A 20,189-nucleotide genomic window follows, 5' to 3' on the forward strand; every position below is an offset into this window, starting at 1 on the left:
ATATCTATTTTTGTAAAATTCTTGTAAATTTGACTTTAAAGCTTGGTAAATTTAAAAGTATTTTAAGTTAAAGCAATATTTTTAGGTAAAGAAATAAATTATAAAATTTGAAATAGAAATTTGAAAGTTTAAATGCCAGCTTCTAGCATAGCTTCTGCTTGATAATGCGTAATAAGTGGCTCGATGATCTCGTCAAATAATCCCGCAGCCATAATCGCATCAAGGCGGTAAAGTGTTAAATTTATACGGTGATCGCTTATGCGGTTTTGCGGATAGTTGTATGTCCTTATCCTACCAGAACGATCTCCGGTACCAACTTGGCTCTTTCGCTCACTAGTCTCTTTTGCAAGTCTCTCTTGTTCTTGAAGCTCATAAAGTCTAGCCTTTAGCACCTTCATTGCAGCTTCTTTATTTTTGTGCTGACTCTTGCCATCTTGGTTTGTTACAACAAGGCCAGTTGGTATATGTGTGATCCTAACGGCACTATCGGTTGTATTTACCGACTGACCACCGTGACCTGAGCTTCTCATCACATCGACTCTTATATCATTTGGATTGATCTCGATCTCACTATCCTCGACCTCTGGCATAATAGCTACAGTCACAGCTGAAGTGTGCACCCTACCCTGGCTCTCGGTCTCTGGCACACGTTGAACTCTGTGTGTACCGCCTTCAAATTTTAGCCTCGAGTAAGCACCTTTACCTTTTATAAGTACGATGATCTCTTTAAAGCCACCAGTATTGCCTTCGCTTTGACTAACGATCTCAAATTTATATCCACGAAGCTCTGCATATCTAATGTAAGCATTAAAAAGATCCCCAACAAATAGCGCGGCCTCATCACCACCAGTACCTGCACGAATTTCTAAAAATATATTTTTATCATCGTTTGGATCTTTTGGAAGAAGTAAAATTTTTATCTCTTCTTCAAGCTTTTCTCTTGAAATCTCTAAATTTTTAAGTTCTTCTTTTGCTAGTTCTCCAAGCTCAGAGTCCTCAAGTAGGGCTTTATTTTCGTCGATGTCTTTTAAAATTTCTAGATATTTTGTTGAGGCAGATGCGACTGGCTCGATAGATGATTGCTCTTTTGAGAGCTTTGTCATCTTTTCGATATCGTTTGCTATATTTGGATCGCTAAGAAGCGCAGAAATTTCATTATAGCGATCCAAAAATGGATGAAGTTTATCAGCAAACATTAAATTTTATAAATTAAGCAGCTTTTAGAGTATTTACTAATTGTGCAAGGCGACTAACACGGCGAGCAGCAGTTTGTTTCTTCAAAAAGCCTCTACTTACGAAGCTGTGGATGCTTTTGTTAGCGACTTTTAAAGCTTCATTTGCAGCATTTAGATCTTTAGCTTCTACAGCTACACGCACTGCTTTTGTTATATTTTTAAGTCTTGTGCGGTAAAATCTATTTCTTTCTGTTCTTTTTATAGTTTGTCTAGCTCTTTTTTCAGCAGATTTATGGTTTGCCATAATATACCTTTTTGAATAATTTTAGTCGGTGATTATATTAAAGATATAATAAATTTAACCTTAATTTAAGTCATCCTTAATGAAAGTAAAATTTTAGATTTTAAATTAGGTAAATTCTGATAAAATAGCACAATTTTATAATAAAAAGGATAAATTTATGAAACTATTTGGAACGGATGGAGTTCGTGGAAAAGCTGGCGAGAAGCTTTCAGCTCAAACATCTATGCGTCTTGCAATGGCAGCTGGAATTTATTTTAGAAAAACTTCAGCGACAAATGTGATTTTGGTTGGAAAAGATACTAGAAAAAGCGGTTATATGATAGAAACTGCCATCGTTGCAGGGCTAACTGCGGTTGGCTACAACGTCCTTCAAATAGGCCCTATGCCAACACCTGCGATCGCATTTTTAACAGAAAATATGCGCTGTGACGCTGGTATCATGATAAGCGCATCGCACAACCCATACTACGATAATGGCATCAAATTTTTTGATAGCTTTGGCAACAAACTTGATGAAAAAATAGAAGCTGAGATAGAGAAAATTTTCTACGACGATGAGCTCATCGCAAACGCTCAAAAGACGATGACGGAGATCGGAGCAAACAAGAGAATTGACGACGTTATCGGCAGATATATCGTACAGATCAAAAATTCATTCCCAAAAGAGTTAAATTTAAAGAATTTACGAGTAGTTTTAGACGTGGCAAACGGAGCTGCTTACAAGGTCGCACCAACTGTATTTAGCGAGCTTGGAGCCGATGTCATCGTCATAAATGACGAACCAAATGGTAGCAATATCAACCAAAACTGCGGCGCACTTCACCCAGAAGATCTAGCAAGCGAGGTAAAAAGGCTTCGTGCTGACATCGGCTTTGCATTTGACGGCGATGCTGATAGGCTTGTAGTAGTTGACGAAAACGGCGAAGTTGTGCATGGAGATGCGATACTTGGCTCACTAGCAGCATTTTTACACGAGCAAAAGGCGCTAAAAGGCGGAGCCATCGTGGCTACGGTGATGAGTAACGCCGCACTTGATGACTACCTAAAAGCTCATAAGATCAAACTACTTCGCTCAAACGTAGGCGATAAATACGTGCTTGAGATGATGAAAGAAAATGGTATAAATTTTGGCGGTGAGCAAAGCGGTCACGTGATATTTAACGACTACGCTAAAACTGGCGACGGCCTTGTTACCTCGATGCAAGTTGTCGCGATGATGCTTAAAAAAGGTAAAAAAGCTAGTGAAATTTTTGGCGAGCTAAAGCCATATCCACAAATTTTACTAAATTTAAAGATCACAGAGAAAAAGCCGCTTGATAAGATAGAGGGTCTAAAAGAGCTTGAAGCTAGCCTTGCAAAAGAGGGCATAAGATCGCTCTTTAGATACTCTGGCACTGAAAATTTGATCAGACTTTTGCTCGAGGGCAAAAATCAAACTTTAGTTGAAAAACGCATGGATGAAGTTGAGAAATTTTTTGTAAAAGCCCTAAATGCGTAAAAGCTTAGTTAAATTTTTCATCGCATTTTTTATCATTTTTATCGTTGATCAAGCGATAAAGATGATATTTATAGATGGTTTTTCGTGGGACGGAGAGTTTTTTTCGCTAGTTATTACATATAATAAGGGTGTTGCATTTTCGATGTTTGCCTTTTTAGATGAGTGGCTGAAATTTATCCAAATTGCCCTCATTTTAGGCGTTTTTGTCTATCTGGTCGTTGAAAAAAAACTACTTTGCTCGCATGCCATTTGGCTTGGAGCTTTGCTAGGAGCTGGTAGCTCAAATATCATAGATAGATTTATCCATGGCGGCGTCGTGGATTACGTCTTTTGGCATAAGTGGTTTAACTTTGCGGTCTTTAACTTCGCTGATGTGATGATCGATCTTTGCGTGGTGATGATCCTTTGGCAAAGCTTTAGAAAAAGGAGAAAGAGTGGGAAATAATATCTACGTCGCATACGCGCTTTGGCTACTTACTGGCTGGCTTGGAGCGCATAGAATTTACCTTGGTAAATTTATCACTGGCTTTTTGATGATGGGACTATTTTTTATCGGTTACTCTTTGCAAATCATCCTCATTGGCTACTTATTTTTGGCTATTTGGGGCATTTGGTGGATCATCGATGCATTTTTGGTTGGCGCTTATGTCGAGAAAAATTTACAAAAGGCCGAGCTAAAAGAGAGAGTAAAACTAAAAGATAAAGAAGAGGACTTAAAAAGGCTTTACGAGCTTTTTGAGAGTGGTGCGATCAGCAAGGCTGAATTTGAAGCTAGAAAAGAGATACTTTTTAGATAAGGAGACGTTATGGCAGAATATTATCTTTACTTAAAATACCTCCACTATTTGTTTTTCATCTCGTGGATGGCAGTGCTGTTTTATCAGCCAAGGCTCTACGTTTATCACGTAGAAAATATGGATAAACCAGACTTTGTAAAAGTGGTCGAAGTGATGGAGTATAAGATGTATCACTACATCGGCTGGGTCGCGCTCATCGGCTCATTTGTCACTGGTATTTTGATACTTATTGCAATGCCTGATCTTATAAAAACTGGTCACATCCACGTCAAAATTTTAGTTGTCATCTTAATGGCTATCTATCACCTAGACCTTGGACGCTACATGAAGCAGCTCAAAGAGAAACGCTGTAACAAAAGTGGCATCTTCTTTAGAGCTTATAACGAAGTGCCAACTATCGCGATGCTCATCATCATCTGGGTCATGATAGTAAATCCATTTTAAAGGAATTTGATGAAGAAATTTTTAGCATTTATCGCTTTGCCAGCGCTCTTGCTCGCGGCTACTCAGTATTTTGAGCCGATGCAGATAAAATTTGACAACAGACTCTACTCGCTAGCAAGCTCAGCCAAGCCTGTGCCAAATTTATTCACACAGGAGTACTTGCTCCCTGGTGAGAAACTAGATAGTTTTAGCTACATGCTCTCGCTAAATACCCTTAAATTTGACGCTACACCAGAGCAAGCGGTCGAGCAAAAGATAAATGATCTAAAAGAACTAAAGGCAAAAGGGCTAAAAGTAGCTTATAAAAAGGGCTCGCTCGCAAATGAAATTTATCTTGATATCACGATATTTTCAAATTTAAATGGCACTCCAACAGCCGAGCACTCGATATATCGCTACACCAAACAGGGCGGAAATTTAGTCCTTTTTACCATCCAAAGGCGTGCTTATAAAAAAGAGGGCATTCAAAGATTTGCTACAAATTTCACGATCGAGTCGCAAGATTTTAGCAAAAAAGCCCTAGCCACACCTTTCCCACAGATCGTTAGTAAATAAAGAAATTTGAGTGTAAATTTAGCCTTTGCACTCAAATTTTAAAACCAGACTTAACAAATTTATCTAAAAATAAAACGAATAGTTATATGATAAGAAAAACTCAAAAAGGATAGCCTATGATACATAAAATTCTTATCGCAAATCGTGGTGAGATCGCAGTTAGGATAGTCAGAGCTTGTAGGGATTTACACATCCAAAGCGTAGGAATTTACACAGCGCCAGACAGCGAGTGCTTGCATGTCAGGATAGCCGATGAGGCCTATCAAGTGGGCGAAGATCCAATCAAGGGCTATCTTGACGCCAAAGCTATCGTAAAGCTTGCTAAAGAGTGTGGGGCTGACGCGATACACCCAGGATACGGCTTTTTAAGCGAAAACTACGAATTTGCAAAGGCAGTTGAGGATGCTGGGCTTATCTTCATCGGTCCAAAGGCCGAAGTCATCAAGAAAATGGGCGATAAAAACATCGCTAGATATCTGATGAAGAAAAACGGCATACCAATAGTGCCAGGCACTGAAAAGCTAAATGATGAGAGTATGGACGCCATAAAAGAGCACGCTAGACGCATCGGCTATCCAGTCATCTTAAAAGCAAGCGGTGGTGGTGGTGGCCGCGGCATTAGAGAGGTTTGGCAAGAAGAAGATATGCAAGATGCCTTTGAGTCGTGCACCAGAGAGGCCAAGGCATACTTTAACAATGACGAAGTTTTTATGGAGAAGCTTGTCGTCAATCCTCGCCACATCGAGTTTCAAATTTTAGGCGACAACTACGGTAACATCATCCACCTTTGCGAGCGTGACTGCTCTATCCAAAGGCGCCACCAAAAGATCATCGAGATCGCACCTTGCCCTTCGATCAGTGAAAATTTAAGAAAGATCATGGGCGTGACTGCGGTCGCTGCTGCAAAGGCTGTGGGTTACTCAAACGTCGGAACGATCGAGTTTTTGCTAGATGACTACAACAACTTTTACTTCATGGAGATGAATACCCGTATCCAAGTGGAGCATGGCATCACTGAAGAGATCACCGGCCACGACTTAGTCGTTAGGCAGATAAGGATCGCTGCGGGTGAAATTTTAGAGATCGAGCAAAGCGACATCAAGCCGCGCGGCTACGCGATAGAAGCAAGGATAACGGCTGAAAATGTCTGGGAGAATTTCATCCCAGCACCAGGCACGATCGAGGGCTACTACCCAGCCCTTGGCCCATCTGTGCGTGTCGATAGCCATGTCTATAAAGACTACACCATACCGCCATTTTACGACTCACTTATCGCAAAGTTGATCGTAAAGGCGACCGACTACGATCTAGCGGTAAATAAGCTTGAAAGAGCACTTGAAGAATTTACCATCGAAGGCGTGCGAACGATCATCCCATTTTTGCTAACAATCAGTAAAAGTAAGGAATTTAGAAGAGGATTTTTCGATACTAGCTACGTTGAGAAAAACTTAAAAACTATCCTTGAAAGCACCTATGACGATATGAATAAAGAGCCAAACGATGATCTAGAAGAGGTCATCGTAGAGGCGATAAAAAGATATAAAAAGAAGAGATAAATTTATCTCATTGCGGCTTTGGCGATAAATTTCGCCAAAGCTAAATTTTCGCGCAAACTGCGTGCGTCTTAACTCCGTCAACTACCACAGCGTAGAGCCTGCCACCGCTTACTAACATGATCTGATCTGTGCTAAGTAAATTTCTCAAACTCTATCTTTTTTAGTAGCAAGCCATTTTTAGTGCTTATCAAAGCTGGCTTATTTTTGTGGTTTGCGAGTAGAATTTAACCATCGACTCAAGGAAAATACTCCGTGCCACTTGTTTTAAATTTAAATATCACTTCGCTACTTTTCGCCTCAACGGCATAGAGATATCCGCCATTACTAGCGGTGCCAAAGTAAAGCACCCCTCACGCAGGTAAACTGGCGTGTAGAAATATACGCCAAGATTTAGCCGTCAGATGGTTTTGCCTATCCTTGTACCCTGCTCTTTAGGCGGCACACCCTCATTTAAATTTTTTATCTTTTGCTCCACTTTTGAGTGCTGCTCCGCTCAAAATTTCTTTACACTCCACTATAAGTGGCGAGCTCATTCGTACGCAAAAGCCCTCAAGTTCGTATATTTTAGCATCGTCATAAATCTCTTTTATGGGCTACGCGACTTTAACAAGCTAAGTTATATCATCATTAATCTTTATAACATCTCACATTTAGTGATTGCTAGTTTTCTTAGTTATCTCCGCCAGCTTCTTAAATTTATGAAGATCGTAGTCTAAATTTGGCAACAAATGGGTCAAATTTAAAAGCGTGCTGAAATAAATTTGATAAAATTTGCCAAAATTTAGCAAATTAAAGGACTAATATGTTTTTAAAGCTAGATGAAATCGCTCAAAAGTTAGATCAAATTTTCTTGCCACTAGAGCAAGAGGGTATGACTGGCATGAGACTCTTGCTTCAAAATGATGTTAAAGCTACCATACAAGCACTTAAAAACGCACAAGAAGCTCTTGGCGTAAATTTCCCAGCTAAATTTATAGAGTTTCTAAGTAAATTTGACCTTGGCAACTTTGAAATTTGCAATGTCAAATTTGGCTCTAGAGGCGACTATGCAAGCGAGATAGCACGACTAAATAGCGTAGATGAGTACGGCGGCAAATGGTGGAGTGGCGAGACTCGTCCTTTAAATTTGATAGTTTTTGCCGTGGGTGATCCGTGGATATTTTTGCTTAATTGCACGAGTGGTGCAGTTCATGCGTGGCTACTTGGAAATAAAAAGCTTTGCAGCAGGCGCGTTGCGAGTGACTTTGAAAAATTTTTCATAGCGCTTGCTAGCATCGATATAGCAAGGCTAAATGATGAAGCTATGCCATTAGCCGAGCAAATCCTAAAATTTGTTAAAGCAGACGAAAAAGCACTTCCTTTTTGGCAAGAGATAGCGCAAATTTAGTAAATTTAGGCTCCACTCAGCCTAAATTCTCTTTTATAAATTTATCCTAGTGATCGAAACAAAAATCACATTTTATAAATTTAGTTTCGATATGTAACGCTCATTGCCTAAAATAAAAATATAAAAATAAATTTAAATAAAAATTTTTTCTAGGAGAGTTAATATTCAACTACAAAAATTTGACGAATAGGAGCGAAGATGAGCGAGTACATCGAAAAAACGATGGAGTGGATAAAAAGAACCAATCCGGGCCAAGGCGTGTTCGTACAGGCTGCGACCGAGGTGCTAAACAGCCTCGAGCCGCTTATAAAAAAAGAGAGTAAATACCAAAAACACGCGATCCTAGAGCGTATCGTGATACCCGAGCGCACGGTGATATTTCGCGTTACCTACACGGATGACGACGGCAGACCGCAGGTGCATAACGGCTACCGCGTGCAGTTTAACTCAGCCGTGGGCCCATATAAAGGCGGCATCAGACTGCATCCTAGCGTGGATCTTGGCGTGCTTAAATTTTTAGGATTTGAGCAAATTTTTAAAAACTCGCTCACGGGCGTAAACATCGGCGGTGCAAAGGGCGGCAGCACCTTTGATCCAAAGGGCAAGAGCGAGGGCGAGATAATGCGCTTTTGCCAGGCATTTATGACCGAACTATACCGCCATATCGGCAACACCGTAGACGTACCGGCAGGCGACATCGGCGTGGGCGCGCGCGAGATCGGCTATATGTTTGGGCAGTATAAAAAGCTCACGGGCAGATTTGACGGCATACTAACGGGCAAAGGCCTAAACTGGGGCGGCAGCCTAGCGCGCACGGAGGCGACCGGATACGGGCTGGTATATTTCACGCAAAATATGCTGCAAAAAGCGGGCCTTGGGCTAGAGGGCAAAAAATGCAGCATAAGCGGTAGCGGAAACGTCGCCATCTACACGGCAGAAAAGCTCTACCAAGTAGGCGCGCTGCCTATCACGGTTTCTGATTCAAACGGATACGTTTACGACGCCGAGGGTATCGATCTAGCGGTGCTTAAAGAGCTAAAAGAGGTTAAACGCGCGCGCCTTAGCGAGTACGTCAAATTTAGACCAAATGCAAAATACGTAAGCGTGAGCGAGTACAAAGAGGGCAGAAACGGCGTGTGGGACGTACCGTGCGACGGAGCGTTTCCGTGCGCGACGCAAAACGAGCTGCACCTAGCCGACATAAAGACGCTCTACGCTAACGGCTGTCGCTTCGTGGCTGAGGGCGCAAATATGCCAAGCACGCTTGATGCGATAAATTTCATGCTAGCGCAAAAGGATTTTTGCTTCGCTCCGGCAAAGGCGGCAAACGCGGGCGGCGTCGGCACGTCAGGCCTTGAGATGATGCAAAACGCCGGCATGACTTCGTGGAGCTTCGAGGAGGTCGATCGCAGACTTCATGGCATCATGAACCACATCTTTGAGCTAAGCTACGAAACGAGTAAAGAGTTTGGCAATGAGGGCAACTTGGTGCTTGGCTCAAATATCGCTGGCTTTAGAAAAGTGGCCGATGCTATGATAGATCAGGGATATGTGTAGGGCTGATTTTGCTCTTAGCTCTATAAATTTACGTCCAAGTTAAATTTGGACGTAAATCAATATGAAGTAGCTTTGGGTTTTCAGCTAAAAGAGAGTTTTCTTTTGGCAAGAGATAATTAAAAAATTTTATAAATTTAAACTATAAACAAGCGAATTTTTTAGCAAATTTATACAGCTACTAGGCGAAAATTAGTTTATAACTCTCGCACAGGCACCATTAATTTACAACTCGAAAGAAGTTATCAAATTTACTCTTTCAGGCGAGCTCTTGCCTAGTCGAATTTCAGCAAAGTGCCCATGTAATGGTTGATATAAAAAGGATGGAGCAAATTCTAGTAAGAAAAATTAAAATTTGCTACATTTAATCCACGAACAAGCAAATTTATCGTCAAATTTGGTCGCCACATAAAACCAAGAGTAGTCAAAGCTTTTTGTAAAAAAGTATTATTAAAGCGATATCCCATTGCCAAATTTAGCTAGATATTAGGCAAAATTTAGCTTAAAAATACTCACGCAAGCACTCAAATTTTGTAAGCTCACAAGAAATATTTTCAGCACAACATCCATACGAGCGATAACAAAGCGGGTAAATTCCAGCAAGTAAAGACCAAAATTTACTAAATTTAAACCACATCCAAATTTTGCCTATCAAATTTAACCATAAGGTATATCAACCCTGCAAACGCCTTTGCATAAATTTAACACATATAAAAATGATATGATTTTTGGAAAATAATTATTTATAAGTTTTTGTATTAAAAATTTAATGTAACAAAGAGCAAACCCTAGCCTGCTCTTTGTGAAAATTTAACCCTTTTTTGGAGTTACAAGCATATTTACATAACGACCTTCTATTATAGGCTCTTTGTCGCGGTCAGCCTCATCCTTGATCATCTCCCAGACCTTCTCAAGCATGGCTACGCCAGCCTCTGGGGTGCTCATCTCGCGACCCTTTAAAAATACACGAAATTTAACGTGTTTGCCATCTTGCAAAAACTCGCTTGCGTGTTTAACCTTGTAGTTTATATCGTTTTGGGCGATCTTGACAGAGAGTTTTATCTCTTTTATCTCGATGGTTTTTTGCTTTTTCTTGGCTTCTTTTTGCTTTTTCTCTTGCTGATAACGGAATTTACCATAGTCCATTATCTTGCAAACTGGCGGCTTCGCATCTGGCGCTATAAGCACTAGATCAAGCCCAAGCTTATTTGAGATCTCTAAAGCCTCATCTCTTGAGATGACACCGTATGCTGTGCCATCATCCCCTACACATCTTACCTCTCTCGCCCTTATGTCCTCATTGAGCAATACTTCATTTTCCTTACTCAAAAATGTACCTCACTAAGTTTCTCCTTTGTTAAATTTATAAATTCCGCCAAGCTCATATCACTCTGCGTCCTAGCCTGTCTGTCGCGTAGCGCAACGCTCTTATTCGCTACTTCGTTGTCACCTAGCACGACTATCATGGGCACCCTTTGTTTTTCTGCCGTTCTTATTCTCTTATTTAAACTCTCATTTTTACTTGCGATCTCGCTATCGATATTGATCTTTCTTAGCTCACGTGAAATTTCTTTTGCATAGTCTAAATGCGCATCGCTAATAGGCACGATGACGACTTGCGTAGGAGCGATAAAAAATGGTAGCTCACCAGCAGTGTGCTCAAGTAAAATTCCTATAAATCTCTCAAAACTGCCAAGCAGTGCTCTGTGGAGCATTACGGGGCGCTGTCTTTCGTTATTTGCGTCGATGTAGCCTAGATCAAAGCGCTCTGGCAAGTTAAAATCAACCTGGATCGTGCCGCACTGCCACTTTCTCTTTAGCGCATCGGTAATTTTGATGTCGATTTTTGGACCGTAGAATGCGCCGCCGCCCTCGTCGATTCCGTATTTAAAGCCGTTTTCGTCAAGCGCTTCTTTTAGCGCTTTGGTCGCAGTTTCCCAAATTTCATCCCCACCGATCGCTTTTGCCGGCTTGGTTGAAATTTCCATCTCATAGTGAAAGCCAAAATTTTCCATTATCTTGCCAGCAAATTTTAAAATTTCTAAGATATTTTCTTTTATCTGGCTTGGCATACAAAAGATATGTGAGTCATCTTGTGCAAATTCGCGAACTCTGAAAAGTCCGTGAAGCACGCCGCTTTTCTCATGACGGTGCACGACGCCGTACTCGAAAAATTTAAGCGGTAAGTCGCGGTAAGAGCGGATGTCACTTTGATAAACTTTGATGTGACCAACGCAGTTCATCGGCTTGATGCCATACTCTGTCTCATCGATCGTTGTAAAGTACATATTTTCTTTGTAGTTTGCGTAGTGGCCGCTTCTTCTCCACACGTCAGCCTTTAAAAGCTCAGGACCACGCACTGGCTCGTAACCGCGGTCGCGGTGAGCTTTGTATAAGAGCTGCTCTAGTTTTGATCTTAAGCGTCCGCCATTTGGTAACCATATCGGCAAGCCGCCACCCACTTCTTCATCAAAAGTAAATAGTTTCATCTCGGCACCAAGCTTTCTATGGTCACGCTTTTTAGCCTCTTCGATGATACGGATGTGCTCTTTTAAGCTCTCTTTATCTGCATATGCTGTGCCGTAAATTCTAGTTAGCATCTCACGGCTCTCATCGCCTCCAAGATAAGCCCCGGCCACGCGTGTTAGTTTGAAAAATTTTAAAAATTTAGTATTTGGTACGTGTGGTCCACGGCAAAGATCTTCAAAATCGCCTTGCGAATAGCTACTCACTTCGCCATCTGGAATTCTTTTTAAGACCTCTTGTTTAAGATCATCGTTTTTAAATTTCTCACTCATATTAGCTTTGGTTGAGCAAGTTTTGACGATGTCAAATTTCTTCTCAGCAAGCTCTTTCATCTTATCTTCGATCGCTACTAGATCGCTCTCGCCTAGCTTCGTGCCCTCATCATCAACTCTAAAATCATAATAAAACCCATCTTCTACATTTGGTCCGACAAAGAATTTTGCCTTTGGATAGAGTGATTTGATAGCTTGTGCCATGAGATGCGCACAGGAGTGTCTGATAACGTGTAGTGCTTCTTTTGAGTTGTCAAAATAGACAGGCTCAGCACTACTCTCACGCCCTGCGATACTTTGAGTATCGACTATTTCGCCATTTAGTTTGTATGCGATGATATCGCTCATTGTTTTTCCTTATATCAAATTGTCTTTTTTACGATAAAAGAACGATTAAGGATTTTATCTAAATGGGCTTTAAGCTAAACTTAATATTTACTAAGCAAATTTTTATAAATTCTTTTTAAATCGACAAGCTTTGATATATAAATTTATTTATAAAATATATATATTTATATTTAAATGCGTAAATACCTAAATTTAAAGCTTTTTATTTATATAATTTATTATATTTTAAGATTATGCCTGATAATATTTGTTCTTGAAATGAATTTAGCAATTTCTCGTCTTTGCATTATTTAAATTCATTTTTCTCCCGACAATATTTAGTGCTAGGAAGTGGTTAGCCTAGCACTTTTTTATTCTGCAAAATTTATTAGCGTTGGTCGTACTATCTTCGTATAATCTTTTGTATTTAAAATGATCGATCTGTCAAGTAGTCCTGCATTAAATGCGATCTCATCGTTTCTTTGTAGCAACCTTTCATCAACTACAATGTGTAAATTTTTATGAAAGCTAAACGGTGGCACTGAACCAAAAACACAATCTGTCAATGCCAAAACTTCATCTGGACTAGCTAGGCTTGCTCTTTTGCCATCAAATTTTTGTGTCAAGCTATCAAGATTTGCTTGCATATCGGCTGGCAAAATAGCCAAAATATAAATTTTACCAGCCTTCATCGCTGGCTTTTCATCGCTTAGCAAATAATCATTTAGCACATTTTCATCTTTAAAAATTTGCCTAAATTTTTCCTCATCTACCCCTTTTATAGAGCAAACCAGAGCCTTTGCGCCTTGGCTCATCTTTGTTCCCCTAAGTTTTGCCACCTCTTCTGAAGTGGTCGCACTCTCATGATTTAGTACTTTAAATTTGGCTTCATTCTTGCTAAGAAGCTCATAGATCTTATTAAAAATTTGCTCAGACACAGCTCTTTCCTTTGGATAAATTTTAGTTAAAATTATACCGCTAAAACTTACAAAAGGCAGGAAAATGCAGATAAATTTAAATGATATAAAGATCGAGCCAAGCTGGAAAGAGGTGCTAAAAGATGAGTTTTTGAGTGAAAATTTCGTACGTATCAAAGAAAATTTCTTAAAAGCAAAGAGTGCTGGCACCGTCTATCCACCAAGTACGCTTATATTTAATGCATTTAACCTAACGCCTTTTCACTATGTCAAAGTCGTAATCCTAGGACAAGATCCATATCACGGCGCAAATCAAGCCATGGGGCTAAGCTTTTCAGTGCCTAGTGACGTAAAAGTCCCACCAAGTCTTGTAAATATCTATAAAGAAATTTACGCTGATCTTGGCATAAAAGAGCCAAATAGCGGCGATCTAACAAAATGGGCAAAACAAGGCGTACTGCTTCTAAACTCAACTCTTAGCGTTAGCGCTGGAGCGGCAAATTCTCATGCTAATTTTGGCTGGCAGGACTTTACTGACACCGTAATAAAAAAGATTAGCCAAAATTTACAAAATGTAGTTTTCATGCTTTGGGGCAACCCAGCCAAAGCAAAAGCACCGCTTATAGACGCCAGCAAGCACCTCATCTTAGAGGCAGCACATCCAAGCCCACTGGCTCGTGGCGCGTTTTTTGGCTGCAGGCACTTTTCAAAGGCAAATATCTATCTAGCAAACCACGGCAAAACGCCAATAGACTGGGATCTAAACGTAAAAATTTGATCTACTTTTTTAGATCATTTAAAAGCTTGTTTGTCTCTTCAAGCTTTCTTTTGCAAAATTTCTCATCTTTGTTTTGCAAAATTATGGCTTCTTGGCCACTTTGTCTTTGTTTAAACTCATCAAATTTAAGCTCAAAAAGCCTTAACGCCTTTTCATCATTTGCAAGTCGTTTGCTCTCTTTGGCATAAAACTCGTCAAGATAGAGCCTGCTTTGCTTGATATATTCATTGCAAACATCGTTTGCATGGACTAAATTTACGCCAAGCAAAATGGCAAAAATAGCTATTTTTTTCATGTTTTTCCTTGAAATTTTTGCGTTATACTAGCCTTTAAGCACTTAAATTTTAAAATATTTTGCAAAAAAAGGACAAAAAATGAGACGAAAAGATAGAGAGCTTGGACGTGATGAGGCGCTTGAGATCATCGATAACTGCGAATACGCCGTGATCTCATGCGTGGATGATGAGGGAGAAATTTTTAGCGTGCCTATCTCGCCAGTTAGAGTTGGTGAAAGCATTTTTATACACGGAGCTACCGCTGGCTGTAAGGCAAAACTGCTTCAAGATGGACGAAAAGTAGAGTTTGTCTGCGTTAGTTTTAACAAAGTCCCGCATCTAAGCGAAAGCGAGCTAGATACGATAAAAGGCGATGGCAAGGCACTTGGAGGCAAGGTCTTTACGACTGAGTACAAAAGCGCCATTGCAAAAACTAGAGTTTACGAGATCACAGACGAAGCTAAAAAGTATGAAATTTTAAAAATTCTTAGCCAAAAATACACTGCCTACGCGATGAGTACATTTGACGTGGCTGCGGAGTATGGGCTAAAAATCATAAAAATTTACGAGCTAAAGATAGAGAGCCTTAGTGCTAAGGCCAAAATTTTACCAAAACCAACAAAGGAATAAATTTGAGCTCGCTTGCACTGATGTTTAGACCAAAAAATTTGGATGAAATTTGCGGCCAAAAGGCAGTTAAAGTAGCATTTTTAAAATTTATAGCCTCTAGCAAAATCCCACACTCCATCTTTTATGGTCCAGCAGGTTGTGGCAAGACGAGCTTTGCAAGGGTAGTCGCAAGCGGCGCAAACTACGACTTTTACGAGTTTGACGGCGGAAATTTAAAGATAGATGACTTTCGCAAAATTTTAAAAAACTACGAAAACGCCCTAAATAAGCCACTCTTTTTCATAGACGAGATCCACCGCCTAAGCAAAACCCAACAAGAAGCACTGCTAATTCCCATGGAAAACTACAAAGCCCTAGTTATCGGCGCTAGCACCGAAAATCCCTTTTTCACGCTAAGCTCAGGCATAAGAAGCCGCTCGATGCTCTTTGAGTTTAGGCCGCTTAGTAGTGGCGATTTTGAAGAGCTTCTTGGCAAGATCAGAGAGCAAATTTCTTTTAGCATAGATGATGAAGCCAAAGAATATTTATTTAAAAGTAGTGGTGGTGATGCAAGAGCTATGCTAAATTTGCTCGAATTTGCCATCACGCTTGATGAAAATGTGAGCCTAGAAAATTTAAAAACACTTCGTCAAAACGCCCTAAAAGAGGGGGCAAAAGAGGATGACACGCACTATGAGCTAGCAAGCGCTTTTATAAAAAGCCTGCGTGGAAGCGACGAAAACGCCGTTATATACTACTTAGCAAGGCTGATAGACTCTGGCGAGAGTGCGGACTTTATCGCTAGAAGGATGGCGATATTTGCCAGCGAAGACATCGGCAACGCAAACCCAAATGCGCTAAATTTAGCTGCCAGCACGCTTAGCGCGGTAAAAGAGATAGGCTTTCCAGAAGCTAGGATCATACTGGCTCAGTGCGCCATCTATCTAGCTAGCTCACCAAAGTCAAACTCCAGCTACAATGCGATAAATGCCGCCCTAAAATACGTGCAAAGCGAAGAAATTTTAAAGATTCCACCATATCTTAAAAATCACACAAAAGAGAACAAAGGCTACCTTTATCCGCATGATTTTGGCGGCTGGGTCGATCAAAAATACCTAGAAAAACCGCTCGTTTTTTATAAAAGCAAGGGCATTGGCTTTGAAAAAACGCTAAATGAGTGGCTAGAAAAGATAAAGTCAAAAGGCTAAATTTAGGCTTTACTCTGTCAGATTTATGGAGTAAATTTTAAAAGAAATACAAATGAACGAGCAAAATTTAGCGTATATCGCAAATTTAAAGATAGAAGACGTGCCTTGGGGTAGATTAACGACAGCTTATGACAGAGCAAGCGAATTTCCAGAAATTTTTAAACAACTTTGGGCGGCGATCGGCGAGAAAAATTTGACGCAAAGTTTGGCTACCGACAAGTCAAATAGCGAACAAAATATGGCAAATCCAGCAAATAACAATGAAGCAAAATTTAACGCCAAAGCTACTTGTAACGTGCTTTATAAGATTTTTAGCAAACTAAGAGCCAAATATGTTTTGCCAAGTTATATCCGCGCAATAAAGATTGCAAATTTCGTGTAAAAGCCTCCTAAAACACGCAAAAACCTAATTTTAAAATCTAAAAACCAAGAACCATTCTAAACCTTCATTGTGGGATAAATTTAGAAATTATCAATCAAAAAACGCCTTAGAGCACAAAAATATTGGTCGCAAAATCTTGCTAGTAAAAACAAGTTCACTACGAGTAAGCCGAAACTAGCGCAAAATTTTAATCCAAGCTAAAAAATTTTTCTTATTTATTCTAATTTTATATTTTTTTAAATATACTCGCTCTCTAAACTACACCAATGAAAGTCAAGAAAATGCCTACAAATTTTGCTGAAATTTTAAATAATTGTGTTGAAAGTATAAATTCATTTCTTTGGGGTCCATACTTCCTTATCGCCCTACTTTGCGGCACTGGACTATTTTTTACTATTAGGCTTGGATTTGTTCAAATTTTTAAGTTTAAAATGGGTCTAAGAGAACTTTTTGGAAATTTCTCACTTCACGGCGAAGCTGCTGGCAAGGCTGGCATGAGCCAGTTTCAAGCAGTTGCAACTGCGATCGCCGCACAAGTTGGCACTGGCAATCTAGTAGGTGCGACAACAGCTCTTATCATGGGCGGTCCTGGAGCGATATTTTGGATGTGGTGCGCTGCATTTTTAGGCATGGCCACAAATTTTGCTGAAATTTGCCTAGCTCAAATTTACCGCACAAAAGATGATAGCGGGCACACGATAGGCGGTCCGGCATTTTATATAAGTCGTGGATTAAAGGGGAAATGGGCAAAAATTTTAGCTGGATTTTTCGCTATCGCTATTATCATCGCACTTGGCTTTATCGGAAATATGGTGCAAGCAAACTCGATCTCAGACGGCTTTAAAGGTGCCTTTGGTATACCTCAGTGGATAACTGGAGCTTTTTTAGCAATCGTCTGTGCAGTCATCTTTATAGGTGGCGTAAAGGCGATCGCAAGAGTAGCTGAAAAGATTGTGCCTTTGATGGCTTTGCTTTATGTAGGTGTTGGACTAATCATTATCGCTTTAAATTTTCACGAAATTCCAGATGCAGTTTTGCTTATCTACAAAGCAGCATTTGATCCCTCAGCTGCGTGGGGTGGAGCGACTGGAGCTAGCATAGCAGCTGCGATGAGATACGGCATAGCAAGAGGGCTTTTTAGCAATGAAGCCGGTATGGGCTCAACTCCACACGCACACGCTGCAGCTAATGTCAAACACCCAGTCGATCAAGCAGTACTTGGTATAATGAGCGTATTTGTAGATACTTTTATCGTTTTAAATATCACCGTTTTTGTAGTACTTACCGCAAATGTCATCAGCTTTGAAAACGGCAAGGCAGTCTTTACAGGTATCACCTTAGTGCAAGAGGCCTTTTCGTCGCACATATTTGGCAAAACTGGCGGTTATAGCTTTGTAGCGATCTGCCTATTTTTCTTCGCATTTACGACCATACTTGGATGGTACTACTTTGCAGAGATCAATGTGCGCTACCTTTTTGGCGCAAAGGCGGTCAGAGCTTTTCAAATTTTAGTAGTTGTTTTTGTATTTTTGGGAAGCTTGCAAAAAGTTGATTTTGTCTGGAGTCTAGCAGATATGTTTAACGGCTTGATGGTCGTACCAAATTTAATTGCCATCATCATTTTAAGCCCTATCGTGGCAAAGCTTTTAAAAGATCACGATGCTGGCAAAGAGTATGATGTGAAAGATTATTTGAAATAAATCTTCACCACATCTTTAGAAAATTTACTAATAATTAATTTTTAAATCTCTTGTTTAGGATGTTTTGTTAGAAGTGGTGGCCCCGAATGGACTTGAACCATCGACCACTACCATGTCAAGGTAGTGCTCTACCAACTGAGCTACGGGACCAAAGATTTGGGATTATATTTTATTTTCTATTTTATTTAGCTTAATTCTTTAGTAATTAAATTTATTTATAAGCAGTAAATGCAATGGAAAAATTAGAATTAGCTGGCACTTACTTTGTAGTTATCGGTAAAGATGAAAACTACCCGGTCAATATCGGCAACTCACATGCCGTCATAAAAACTCCTTTATAGCGATAAAGAGCTAAAATGTGTAAGCTGTCTCTATGATGCAGGTCACAGCACTGGTTTTAGAAACTACCTTGAGTACTGGAAGCCTTCATATAAAATTTACGATAAGAAGATGCTTGAAAAGAGGATAGAAACTAAGCAAAAATTCTTCAAAGATGAGTTTAAGCCTACAAAACATGAATAGGAATTTTTAAAACAAAAGGCCAATAAGAACAATATAAAAACTAGTTGGTGGACTAGTGGGTTAGAAGTCTAGCTTAAAAAACTAACCAGCTTGTCTTAGTTTTTATTATTTAAATCACGATAAGTTTGCTAAAATCCAGTCAATATAAATTTTTAAATTAAAAATCTAAAAATGGCAATGTGCTATTTCCCAATAATAATCTTTGCAAGTCTTTCATTCTTTTCATTTATATTAAATTTTACTTCAGCTATTTTTCTGCTTTCCATACCCATTTGGACTATCATTTCTGAATTTTGTATAAAATAAATCATCTTTTGTGCCAAAATTTTACTATCAAATGGTGGCACCAAGAATCCATTTACTCCATCTTCAACAGTTTCTTTACATCCTACGCTATTTGTGGTTATTACTGCCCTTCCTATCGCCATAGCTTCCTGTGTACTTCTTGGTACACCTTCTCTGTAATACGAAGGCAAGACAAGAATGGAACTATTCACTATCCGTTCTTTTATATCATTTACAAAGCCAGGATATATAACTACGCCACTATCAAGATAAGGTTTTAGCTCTTCTTGCGTTAATCCAAATGGATTGTGCTCATCAAAACTACCAAATATATAAAACTTTACATATTTATATTTTTCTTTTACGATTTTAGCTGCCTCTAAATACTCAAATATTCCCTTTTCTGCAAGAAGTCTTGCTATAAAAATAAAACTTATAGGATCAGTAGGTGCTTTAGTATATGAGAATTTATCAAGATCAACACCTATACCGCCTAATATATTTATGGACTTTACTTTTATATTGTATCTATCAATCAAATCCTTTTTATCGTCATTATTTAAAAATATAAGCTCGTCAAGAGATGGTAGTGAAATTTTATACAAAAGAACTTGTATAGTTTTTATAATTTTCGCCTTTTTTGTTTGCCCATTTTTATGAACCGTAAAAGCTCCACCAAGCCCTTCTATCATGCCTACTATTCGTGGTACTCTTGCTATTTTTGCGGCTATAGTTGCAAAAATAACTGGTTTAACAAAAAAAGAAAAAATCGCATCTGGTCTATGCTGCCTAAATAGCTTAACCAAATCATATGTAGCAATGAGATCTTTAAATGGATTTAGACCTTTTGTATTTAAAGTATAGTCAAGAGGTGTTGCACCCAATGAGATTATTTTTTTTCTACTTTCTTCATTGTAGTCACTAACTAAACAGTAGACATCATGCCCTTTTGATACAAGTAGTTTTATAAGCTCTTCTCTAAAATTTATCATCATAGACGAGACATTACCAATTATAAAAATTTTCATAGCAACTCCAATCATATGAATCTAAAAATTTCTAAGCCTAATAAATACTTTTTTTGCAAAAACAAAAATTTGCGGGAACCCTATAAAAAC

At 39.3% G+C, this 20,189-nt stretch carries 21 protein-coding genes and 1 tRNA gene; 13 read left to right on the plus strand and 9 right to left on the minus strand.

What is annotated here, in order from left to right; genetic code table 11:
* Positions 1-128: 128 nt before the first annotated feature.
* Positions 129-1,196 (minus strand): peptide chain release factor 1, encoded by a 1,068-nt coding sequence (gene prfA / locus FZ949_RS07540; RefSeq protein ID WP_103580674.1) that lies wholly within the window; start codon positions 1,194-1,196, stop codon positions 129-131.
* Between the two features lie 13 nt (positions 1,197-1,209).
* Positions 1,210-1,479 (minus strand): 30S ribosomal protein S20, encoded by a 270-nt coding sequence (rpsT, locus tag FZ949_RS07545; protein ID WP_004317319.1) that lies wholly within the window; start codon positions 1,477-1,479, stop codon positions 1,210-1,212.
* A gap of 157 nt (positions 1,480-1,636) precedes the next feature.
* Between rpsT and glmM the strand changes: the two genes are divergently transcribed.
* The 8 genes from glmM (at position 1,637) to gdhA (ending at position 9,273) form a co-directional block, all read left to right on the plus strand.
* A complete protein-coding gene (gene glmM / locus FZ949_RS07550; RefSeq protein ID WP_087578184.1) occupies positions 1,637-2,977 on the plus strand; it encodes a phosphoglucosamine mutase in 1,341 nt (446 codons plus the stop codon).
* Positions 2,970-3,422 carry a signal peptidase II gene (lspA, locus tag FZ949_RS07555; protein WP_103580673.1) on the plus strand — a complete coding sequence of 151 codons (453 nt, stop codon included), beginning with the start codon at positions 2,970-2,972 and terminating at the stop codon, positions 3,420-3,422. The genes glmM and lspA overlap by 8 nt, the downstream gene beginning before the upstream one ends.
* On the plus strand, positions 3,412-3,774 hold the full coding sequence (locus tag FZ949_RS07560) for an NINE protein (protein ID WP_103580672.1): 363 nt from the start codon (positions 3,412-3,414) through the stop codon (positions 3,772-3,774). The genes lspA and FZ949_RS07560 overlap by 11 nt, the downstream gene beginning before the upstream one ends.
* Positions 3,775-3,783: 9 nt before the next feature.
* On the plus strand, positions 3,784-4,218 hold the full coding sequence (locus tag FZ949_RS07565; RefSeq protein WP_004317437.1) for a HemJ family protein: 435 nt from the start codon (positions 3,784-3,786) through the stop codon (positions 4,216-4,218).
* Between the two features lie 9 nt (positions 4,219-4,227).
* Complete coding sequence (locus tag FZ949_RS07570; protein ID WP_103580671.1) at positions 4,228-4,773, plus strand: HI_0983 family protein; 546 nt, start codon at positions 4,228-4,230, stop codon at positions 4,771-4,773.
* Positions 4,774-4,889: 116 nt separating this feature from the next.
* Positions 4,890-6,329, plus strand: a complete 1,440-nt coding sequence (locus tag FZ949_RS07575) for an acetyl-CoA carboxylase subunit A (RefSeq protein ID WP_103580670.1) — start codon at positions 4,890-4,892, stop codon at positions 6,327-6,329.
* A gap of 802 nt (positions 6,330-7,131) precedes the next feature.
* Positions 7,132-7,716 (plus strand): SMI1/KNR4 family protein, encoded by a 585-nt coding sequence (locus FZ949_RS07585; protein ID WP_103580669.1) that lies wholly within the window; start codon positions 7,132-7,134, stop codon positions 7,714-7,716.
* Between the two features lie 198 nt (positions 7,717-7,914).
* The gene (gene gdhA / locus FZ949_RS07590) at positions 7,915-9,273 is read left to right on the plus strand and encodes an NADP-specific glutamate dehydrogenase (RefSeq protein ID WP_103580668.1); all 1,359 of its coding nucleotides are present in this window, start codon (positions 7,915-7,917) and stop codon (positions 9,271-9,273) included.
* 499 nt (positions 9,274-9,772) lie between these two features.
* Here gdhA and FZ949_RS09370 read toward each other — a convergent pair whose 3' ends face one another.
* The 4 genes from FZ949_RS09370 to FZ949_RS07605 form a co-directional block, all read right to left on the minus strand.
* Positions 9,773-9,925, minus strand: a complete 153-nt coding sequence (locus FZ949_RS09370) for a hypothetical protein (RefSeq protein WP_159070044.1) — start codon at positions 9,923-9,925, stop codon at positions 9,773-9,775.
* Positions 9,926-10,080: 155 nt separating this feature from the next.
* A complete protein-coding gene (gene infC / locus FZ949_RS07595) occupies positions 10,081-10,599 on the minus strand; it encodes a translation initiation factor IF-3 (RefSeq protein WP_009295104.1) in 519 nt (172 codons plus the stop codon).
* A complete protein-coding gene (thrS, locus tag FZ949_RS07600) occupies positions 10,596-12,416 on the minus strand; it encodes a threonine--tRNA ligase (protein ID WP_103580667.1) in 1,821 nt (606 codons plus the stop codon). Before thrS ends, infC begins: the two co-directional genes overlap by 4 nt.
* Positions 12,417-12,766: 350 nt before the next feature.
* On the minus strand, positions 12,767-13,333 hold the full coding sequence (locus tag FZ949_RS07605; RefSeq protein ID WP_103580666.1) for a YbaK/EbsC family protein: 567 nt from the start codon (positions 13,331-13,333) through the stop codon (positions 12,767-12,769).
* A 64-nt stretch (positions 13,334-13,397) separates the two neighbouring features.
* On the opposite strand from FZ949_RS07605, the gene ung reads away from it, so the two are divergent.
* The gene (ung, locus tag FZ949_RS07610; protein WP_103580665.1) at positions 13,398-14,090 is read left to right on the plus strand and encodes a uracil-DNA glycosylase; all 693 of its coding nucleotides are present in this window, start codon (positions 13,398-13,400) and stop codon (positions 14,088-14,090) included.
* Position 14,091: 1 nt separating this feature from the next.
* Here the strand turns inward: ung and FZ949_RS07615 are convergent, their stop codons facing one another.
* Positions 14,092-14,385: a hypothetical protein gene (locus FZ949_RS07615; protein WP_072594049.1), complete on the minus strand. Its 294-nt coding sequence runs from the start codon at positions 14,383-14,385 to the stop codon at positions 14,092-14,094.
* 79 nt (positions 14,386-14,464) lie between these two features.
* Between FZ949_RS07615 and FZ949_RS07620 the strand changes: the two genes are divergently transcribed.
* The 4 genes from FZ949_RS07620 (at position 14,465) to FZ949_RS07635 (ending at position 18,264) form a co-directional block, all read left to right on the plus strand.
* Positions 14,465-14,995, plus strand: coding sequence for a pyridoxamine 5'-phosphate oxidase family protein (locus tag FZ949_RS07620; protein ID WP_148790313.1), 531 nt, complete (start codon positions 14,465-14,467; stop codon positions 14,993-14,995).
* A 20-nt stretch (positions 14,996-15,015) separates the two neighbouring features.
* Positions 15,016-16,182: a replication-associated recombination protein A gene (locus FZ949_RS07625; protein ID WP_234401508.1), complete on the plus strand. Its 1,167-nt coding sequence runs from the start codon at positions 15,016-15,018 to the stop codon at positions 16,180-16,182.
* 52 nt (positions 16,183-16,234) lie between these two features.
* A complete protein-coding gene (locus tag FZ949_RS09375; RefSeq protein ID WP_180998612.1) occupies positions 16,235-16,564 on the plus strand; it encodes a hypothetical protein in 330 nt (109 codons plus the stop codon).
* A 281-nt stretch (positions 16,565-16,845) separates the two neighbouring features.
* Positions 16,846-18,264: an alanine/glycine:cation symporter family protein gene (locus FZ949_RS07635; RefSeq protein WP_103580661.1), complete on the plus strand. Its 1,419-nt coding sequence runs from the start codon at positions 16,846-16,848 to the stop codon at positions 18,262-18,264.
* Positions 18,265-18,338: 74 nt separating this feature from the next.
* On the opposite strand, the gene FZ949_RS07640 is transcribed toward FZ949_RS07635, so the two are convergent.
* Positions 18,339-18,414 (minus strand) — tRNA-Val (locus FZ949_RS07640).
* A gap of 554 nt (positions 18,415-18,968) precedes the next feature.
* Complete coding sequence (locus FZ949_RS07650; RefSeq protein ID WP_103580660.1) at positions 18,969-20,099, minus strand: glycosyltransferase family 4 protein; 1,131 nt, start codon at positions 20,097-20,099, stop codon at positions 18,969-18,971.
* Positions 20,100-20,189: the final 90 nt, after the last annotated feature.

The organism is Campylobacter concisus (assembly GCF_902460545.1).
GTDB lineage: Bacteria > Campylobacterota > Campylobacteria > Campylobacterales > Campylobacteraceae > Campylobacter_A > Campylobacter_A concisus_AE.